The sequence below is a fragment of the Dehalococcoides sp. genome (genome assembly GCF_041654235.1).
GTDB lineage: Bacteria > Chloroflexota > Dehalococcoidia > Dehalococcoidales > Dehalococcoidaceae > Dehalococcoides > Dehalococcoides mccartyi_B.
In genome coordinates, this window is record NZ_JBAZDW010000059.1 from 1 (window position 1) to 7,564 (window position 7,564).

Sequence of the window (7,564 nt, forward strand, 5' to 3'; positions counted from 1 at the left end):
GTTGAAGTAGTAAGGGTACAGATAATATCTGAAGCGGCAGTTTCTTCAAGGCTGGTTTGCCTTATATTCAGATCAGGGAAATACTCTATGAGTCTTAAACCCGCATCAGGAGATATGTCGTACACCCGTATCTCCCTAAGTTCAAAAAGCACCTTATGGGCCATTATCTGGGTAATGGCCTGACGCCCCGCCCCTATAATTCCCAGCGTAGTGGCATCCTGTCTGGCCAAATACCTTGAGGCTATGGCGGCTGCCGCCCCGGTGCGGTAAGCGGTAATATCTGTGCCGTCCATAATTGCCAACGGATAACCGGTATCCGGATCAGAGTAAATTATAAGCCCCATTACGGTAGGCATATGCAAAGCCCTGTTTCCGGGATGGACATTTACCCATTTTATTCCGGCCGCACCCGGCAAGGAGGCCGGCATAGCCCTGAAATCCCCTCCGGGAAGTGTCAGATACACTTTAGAGGGCATATCCGCCAACCCCACCGCCCAGTCCTTAAAAGCCTGCTCTACTGCCTGTATAACCACCGGCATGGAAATCAGTCCGGAAATATCTTTACGGGAGAGAATAAGCGTGGGCATAGTTTCACCTCATCAATACCTTACTGATAAGACTTTAGTGCCACTCAAATCCGCCTGTCAATAAAAATTTGACACACCTTGGATAAAACTGTCAGAATTACTGTATATGAAATTTTCAAACTACCATAACCAGCCGGATATCATACTTCTGATAATAATCACCTGCGTGGTTGTATTCTTCGGGGTTAATTTCGTTCCTCAGCTTGGGCCGTACCTTGCGCTTCAACCTGCAACCGCCATCAGCCACCCATGGACTATTGTAACCAGCCTGTTTGTCCACGCAGACCTCTGGCATCTTTTTGCCAATATGCTCACCCTGTATTTCTTCGGCAATGCCCTGCTCCAGATGATAAGCCAGCGCAGTTGGCTGATAATATTCTTCGGGGGCGGTCTGGCAGGCAGTTTGCTGTTTATACTACTAAACGCCGGTTCATACGGATATGTAATAGGTGCTTCAGGGGCGGTTTTTGCACTTGGCGGAGCTCTGGCAGTACTTCGCCCGAACTCCAAGGTTATGGTCTTCCCTCTGCCAATACCCATCCCTCTCTGGATTGCAGTCATTGGCAGCTTTATTATCCTGTCCTTCCTTCCGTCGGTTGCCTGGCAGGGACATCTGGGGGGATTACTCGTCGGGCTTGCCTGCGGCTACCTTATCCAGCAGGGTAAATTCAAGTTTTAAGTATTTTTTGACCTCTTTTTTGCCTTTTTAACACTTTACTATACCTCTCTATTGACAGCTGGCAACTCTGTGATACAATACCATTAGTATAAATTCATTACCCATTCTAACAATCCAAACTTTCCTTCCAACAGACAGGACTCTATGACTGATAAAAAATACAGGGTACTGGTAGTTGAAGACGAACCCTCCATATGCCAGGTATGCTTGCGCACTCTGGAAGGCATGGGGCTTGATGTCACCATAGCTATAAATGGACAGATAGGTCAATCACTTATCCAGAAAGATACTTTTGACCTCTGTCTGGTAGATATACGCACTCCCGTTATGAATGGTAAAAACCTGTACGCATACGTGCTGAACCATTATCCGAATATCGCCAAACGGATTATATTCACAACCGGTGACCTTTTGGATGAGACCACCCGGGGTTTTCTGGATGCCACCGGCCAACCCTTTTTACCCAAACCCTTCACCCCCAACGATCTTAAGACAATAATCACCGAAACTTTCCAAAAACTTGGGGAACAGAACTAAGGTTTTTTAAAACCTATCTTTTTTTTTACCTCCGGATGATATACTATTACTTATTATCTCCGGTATCTCAGGGAGGCAGTCATGTCCAAAATAAAAATACTGATAGCTGATGACGAAGAACACATCAGGCAGCTGGTTTGCAGCATACTGGACAAAGGCTATCAGATAGTTCAGGCTAGAAATGGCGAAGAAGCCGTGAAAGAATCACGCGAGCAGAATTTTGACCTGATACTCATGGATATCATGATGCCCAAACTGGACGGACTGGCGGCCTGTTGCATGCTCAAAGGTGACAAGCAAACCAGTTCCACTCCTATTATTATGCTGACCGGGGTGGGCTACGAATTGAACAAGAAACTCAGCCAACAGCTGGGTGCGGACGGCTATATTACCAAACCCTTTAATCCCCAGGAACTGCGCAACAAGGTGAGTGAGTTTATCAAGCATGACTGATGCCCTGCCCCTGTACCGTCTTGAAATACCCAGCCACAGCCAAACCGAATTTATAGATATTACCCCCCAGATTCGTTCTGTTATCCACCAAAGCGGTATTACCTCCGGCCTGTGCCTTATTTTTGTCCCTCACACTACTGCCGGACTGACTATAAACGAAAATGCCGACCCTGACGTTATCACCGATATCAAAGCCCAGCTTGAACGGATAGTCCCTTCCGTTACTCCCTTCCTTCACGCCGAAGGCAACTCGGCCGCCCATGTCAAAACCAGCCTGATGGGAAACAGCCTGAACCTGATTATAGAAGAAGGAATGATACTGTTGGGAACATGGCAGGGTATTTACCTTGCTGAATTTGATGGTCCCCGGAAACGTACAGTGAATATAAAAATCCTCAAGGAAAAGTAAGCTTTACGCAAATAAACATAGAGTGATATACTCTGCAATATGAATTTCCCCCGTATTGTTATAGCCGGAGTTTCTTCAAGCAGCGGCAAGACTACCATAAGCAGCGGCCTTACTGCCGCCCTTGCCCAACGCGGACACAAAGTAGCCGCCTATAAGTGCGGCCCTGATTATATAGACCCCGGGTACCTTACTCTGGCTTCAAATAATCCCTGCCATAACCTTGATTCGTGGATGCTAAGTAAAGACGCTATGACAGAGGTATTTTTTCACGGTCTGAAAAACCGGGATATAGCTCTGGTAGAAGGCGTTATGGGATTGTATGACGGATACGGCGGGGAACGCCCCGGAGGGTCTACAGCCGAAATAGCCCGGTTACTCTCAGCCCCTGTCATACTGCTAGTAAATATTTCACATATGGCTGAAAGTGCTGCCGCCATAGTTCTGGGTTATAAAAATCTGGATCCCCGTATAAATATTGCCGGCGTTATACTCAACCAGGCAGGGAGTACGCGCCATTATGAAATCTGCCGCAAAGCAATTGAAAAATATGCCTCAACCCCGGTGATAGGCTACCTGCTTCGCAATAAAGATTTGGTCATACCGGAACGCCATCTGGGATTGAAAACTACCTCTGAAGGCGGAGAACTGGAAACCTTTATCCAAAATCTGGCTACCCGTATTGAAAACACTATAGATATTGACCGTATTCTGGAAATTGCCCGCAATGCCCCACCCCTGCCTGAGAAACCCCTGCCTTGTCTGTTCCCAGAAACTCCAGCCTGCCCCGTTACCCGTATAGCCGTAGCCAAAGATGAAGCTTTCAGTTTTTATTATCAGGCTAATCTGGATATGTTGTCCGACTGGGGGGCAGAGCTTTGTTATTTCAGCCCGGTGCATGATACCTGCCTGCCTCCGGATATCGGCGGCATATATATAGGAGGCGGCTTTCCGGAAATAATGGCCGCTGAACTGAGTGCCAACCAGCCTATGAAAGACACACTGACCAAAGCGGCGGCGGATGGCATGCCCATTTATGCCGAATGCGGCGGGCTTATGTATTTATCCGAGGCTATAGAAGATTTTGATAGTACTAAATACTTAATGCTGGGACTGCTACCTGGCATATCCGTTATGCAGAAGAAGCTTCACCGTCTGGGATATACCAGAGCAGCGGTGCAAAATGACAATATCTTGTCTGCCAAAGGCACAGAACTCCGCGGCCACATTTTCCACTGGTCAAAGCTGCCCTCACCCCAGACCAAACCTGCCTATACCTTGCTGGAACCAGCCGAATTTGTCGGCCAAAATGAAGGCTTTATCATAGGGGGCAGTACTAACGTACTGGCCAGTTATCTTCACCTTCATTTCGGCACAAATCCCGACCTGGCAAAGAATTTTATTCGTATTTCCAAAGATTTTTGTACAATTTAACCCTTTTAACTCTGTTTTGAATAATTAAGTCGGTTCTGGTTTAATATAAACCAACAGGCGGGAGGGGAAAACAGATTAGTGACAAACCAAAAGCCCCCCTCTCTTTTAAGAGATAAGTACTTCAGATACGTCACCGGATTATCCATACTGGTAATCGTATTAGGGTTATATTCGGTTTTATCCCCTCAAGACCTCCTTCAAAACCCCAATTGGGAACTTTTTACCACAAGCGTAGAAGCAGCCACAATCATAATCATCGTTGCCATTGCCACCTGGCGCTGGGGAATTAAACTTTCCATGCTCTGGGCAAGCGGCATTTTGATTACAGGCATGCTGTTGCTGGTTACAATCGGCATATTTGAACCAATTATCCTTATACTTGTATTAGTAACTCTGGGTGCAAGCTGGCTGGTAAGCCTTATAATTCACAACCATAGCCGGATTATCAGCCATGAGGAAGAACTCAATCAGATACTTTCCATGATACGGGACATCAACCACCACATTACCCATATAGATAACGAAGAAGAGCTGATGGAACGGGTGTGTGAAAGGCTGGTTTATGCCGGGCGATATCAGGTAGCCTGGATAGGCTATGCGCCCCCTGACCAGCTGGTGGTTGAACCCCGTTATCACGCTGTAAACGGGCAATCCCGCCTTTCAACCGAAAAATGCCCCGCCCAGCACTGCCTGCACCTACCCGGCGAACCGATACAGCAGGCTATTAAAAGCCGCAGTCTGATAGTAGTGCCGGATATTCAAACCCAACCGGCTGATAACTCTGCCCCACACTGCCAGCATTGCCACAGTCTGCTTTGTTCGCCTATTGATTTCGGGAATGAACTGCTGGGAATATTATGCGTTTATTCAAATAACCCTGACGTATTCGGAAGAGAAGAAGTCTCCCTTCTGCGTGAGGTTTCCCAAGATATATCGCTGGGGGTGGAAAAAATACGCCACCGTCAGGAAATTGCCAAAACCGAAACCCGGATGAAAGAAGAACGGGACAAAGCCCAGCTTTATCTGGATATTGCGGGCGTAATTATAGTTGTCCTCAATGCAGATGAAACTATTTCACAGATTAACAAACGGGGTTGCCAGATACTGGGGTATGAATATCAGGAGATTGTGGGCCAAAACTGGTTTGAGAAGTTTATACCGGGCTACCGCCGCCTGATAAAACGTTCCATGTACAAACAGATTATATCCGGCAAAGCCGATTTGCCGGAACGCTATATGGATGTAATCCTGACTAAAAACGACCAGGAAAAGGTAATCCTGTGGCATTCTACCGCTATCCGTAACAAAGACGGGCAGATAGTTTCGATACTGTACTCAGGTGAAGATGTTACCGAGCTGAAACATACTGAAGAAGCCCTGCGCATGTCCGAAGAAAAGTACCACACTTTGTTTGAAACTATGGCCCAGGGGGCTATTTATGTTAATGATAAAGGCACCATAATTGAAACCAACCCGGCGGCAAATGCCATTTTCGGGAAGCACGAAAGCGAACTGCTGGGCACAAACATTGCCGACCCTGCCCGGACATATGTGCATGAAGATGGCTCAATCATGCCGCCCGGTGAAAATCCCGTAATAGTCGCCTTGAAGACTGGAAAAGCGGTACGTAATGTTTTCATGGGCATTAAGAATAACCGCTCTGACGATATCCGCTGGGTAAATCTGTTTGCTCTTCCCCTGTTCCATATCAATCAGGAAAATTCATATATGGTTTACACCACCTTTACAGATATAAGCCGCCTGAAGAATGCCCGTGATGCCCTTACCCGCAGCGAAAACCGCTACCGCTCAATATTTGAAACCGCCGCCAGCATAATTATCTCGTTTGACCCGAACGGAATTATCAATGACTGCAATATGCGTATCGAGGAAATTCTGGGATACACCCCGGCTGAAATACTTGGCACAAATTTTCTGGATATCATAGAGGATTCTTTCCGAGAGGAAATCCGCAAACATATTGCCAGTCTGAACCAAGGGGATATTATCTACAACAAAGATTGCCGCATGCTGCACAAAGACGGCCAATACCGGGATGTCATGGTGAACTGCTCTACCCTGATTGACGAGCATGGCATTGTGCTGAACGAAATTTGCATTATCACTGACATTACACAGCAGAAACAAACCAATTATGCCCTGATAGCCTCGGAAGAGAAAATCCGCAGTATGTTCAACGGGGTTAACGAAGGCATAGTTGTTATGGATGCCAAGGGATACATTACTGAAATAAACCAGACTATGCTAAAGATGAATCACTGCACCAGCAAAGACCAATTAATAGGCCGACACGGGCTGGAATTTATTGCCCCCAAAGACCGTGAGGAAGCCAGAGCATACCTGACCCAAGCAGACCATCTGAATGAAGTACGCAATTTGGAGCTCCGGTGTTTACGCTCGGACGGGACCGAATACTTCAGCCAGATAAGCGGGGCGGTACTCCGCGGATATGCCGGCGAGATTCAGGGCATAATAATACTCAGCGTAGATATAACTGAACGCAAACAGATGGAGCAGCAGCTTATAATGACTGACCGCATGGCCTCTGTAGGTGAACTGGCTTCCGGTCTGGCTCATGAAATAAACAACCCTCTTACAGGTATCGTGGGTTTCAGCGAACTGCTGCTGATGAATGAACTGGAAGAATCCATAAAAGAAGATATCCAAACCATTCACCGCGAGGCATTACGGGCAGCCGAGATAGTTCGTAACCTCCTTACCTTTGCCCGTCAGCATACTCCCACCCGTGAAGCCGGTGATATAAACCTGAGCGTTCACAAGGTACTGGAATTACGCAAACATGACCACCGGATTAATAATATCCGCTGCCTGACTGATTTGGATCCCGATCTGCCCCGGGTAATGCTGGACTTCTTCCAGATTCAGCAGGTTCTTATAAATATTATTATTAACGCAGAGTTTTTCCTGCGGCTTAAAGACCACCCCCAAATAACCATAAAGACCAGCCAGCATAACGGCTATGTAATAATCAGTATTTCAGATAACGGCCCGGGCATCAGCCCCGAAAATATGAAACGTATTTTTGACCCTTTCTTTACCACCAAGGAGGTTGGCAAAGGAACCGGGCTGGGTCTTTCCATATGCCACGGCATTATCGAGGAACACCACGGCAAGATATCCGTAGAAAGCACCCTTGGAAACGGGGCTACTTTCCGCATTGAATTGCCGTTTGCAGATATCAAGCCGGCTTCCCCTGCTGACGGCCTTAACCAAACAGCCGGGTAGCCTTTTTGTATATAGAGTCCGATTGCCAAAAGCACGCCGAAAGCTTACTCCTGACAACCGGACTGACCACCATATATATTTTCAGTTCTAGCTGATTTTTGCCCCGTCCAGCTCACCCAGCAGACTTTCCAGCCGGGCAATGCCCGCTTCAGGGTTGGTGTTTTGCGCCTGTATCCACTGCCGAAGCTTGGCAATAGCCAC

The 7,564-nt window shown here is 47.2% G+C and carries 7 protein-coding genes; 6 read left to right on the forward strand and 1 reads right to left on the reverse strand.

The window, feature by feature from the left end:
- Positions 1-587: ornithine cyclodeaminase family protein (locus WC259_RS06795; protein ID WP_372643774.1), on the reverse strand; the 587-nt coding region annotated here is incomplete at its 3' end.
- Positions 588-693: 106 nt separating this feature from the next.
- Here WC259_RS06795 and WC259_RS06800 point away from each other — a divergent pair.
- The 6 genes from WC259_RS06800 to WC259_RS06825 all read left to right on the forward strand — a co-directional run bounded on the left by WC259_RS06800 (position 694) and on the right by WC259_RS06825 (position 7,363).
- A complete protein-coding gene (locus WC259_RS06800; protein ID WP_372643777.1) occupies positions 694-1,266 on the forward strand; it encodes a rhomboid family intramembrane serine protease in 573 nt (190 codons plus the stop codon).
- Between the two features lie 144 nt (positions 1,267-1,410).
- Positions 1,411-1,803, forward strand: a complete 393-nt coding sequence (locus WC259_RS06805) for a response regulator (RefSeq protein WP_015406786.1) — start codon at positions 1,411-1,413, stop codon at positions 1,801-1,803.
- Positions 1,804-1,884: 81 nt separating this feature from the next.
- Positions 1,885-2,256, forward strand: a complete 372-nt coding sequence (locus tag WC259_RS06810; protein ID WP_011308763.1) for a response regulator — start codon at positions 1,885-1,887, stop codon at positions 2,254-2,256.
- Positions 2,249-2,665, forward strand: a complete 417-nt coding sequence (locus WC259_RS06815; RefSeq protein ID WP_012984083.1) for a secondary thiamine-phosphate synthase enzyme YjbQ — start codon at positions 2,249-2,251, stop codon at positions 2,663-2,665. The genes WC259_RS06810 and WC259_RS06815 overlap by 8 nt, the downstream gene beginning before the upstream one ends.
- 39 nt (positions 2,666-2,704) lie before the next feature.
- Positions 2,705-4,096 (forward strand): cobyrinate a,c-diamide synthase, encoded by a 1,392-nt coding sequence (locus tag WC259_RS06820; RefSeq protein WP_015406785.1) that lies wholly within the window; start codon positions 2,705-2,707, stop codon positions 4,094-4,096.
- 78 nt (positions 4,097-4,174) lie between these two features.
- A complete protein-coding gene (locus WC259_RS06825; protein ID WP_015406784.1) occupies positions 4,175-7,363 on the forward strand; it encodes a PAS domain S-box protein in 3,189 nt (1,062 codons plus the stop codon).
- Positions 7,364-7,564: the final 201 nt, after the last annotated feature.

Bases quoted from the DNA above. Each gene is read 5' to 3' on its own strand.
- WC259_RS06800 (WP_372643777.1), top strand. From the start codon at position 694: ATGAAATTTTCAAACTACCATAACCAGCCGGATATCATACTTCTGATA.
- WC259_RS06805 (WP_015406786.1), top strand. From the start codon at position 1,411: ATGACTGATAAAAAATACAGGGTACTGGTAGTTGAAGACGAACCCTCC.
- WC259_RS06810 (WP_011308763.1), top strand. From the start codon at position 1,885: ATGTCCAAAATAAAAATACTGATAGCTGATGACGAAGAACACATCAGG.
- WC259_RS06815 (WP_012984083.1), top strand. From the start codon at position 2,249: ATGACTGATGCCCTGCCCCTGTACCGTCTTGAAATACCCAGCCACAGC.
- WC259_RS06820 (WP_015406785.1), top strand. From the start codon at position 2,705: ATGAATTTCCCCCGTATTGTTATAGCCGGAGTTTCTTCAAGCAGCGGC.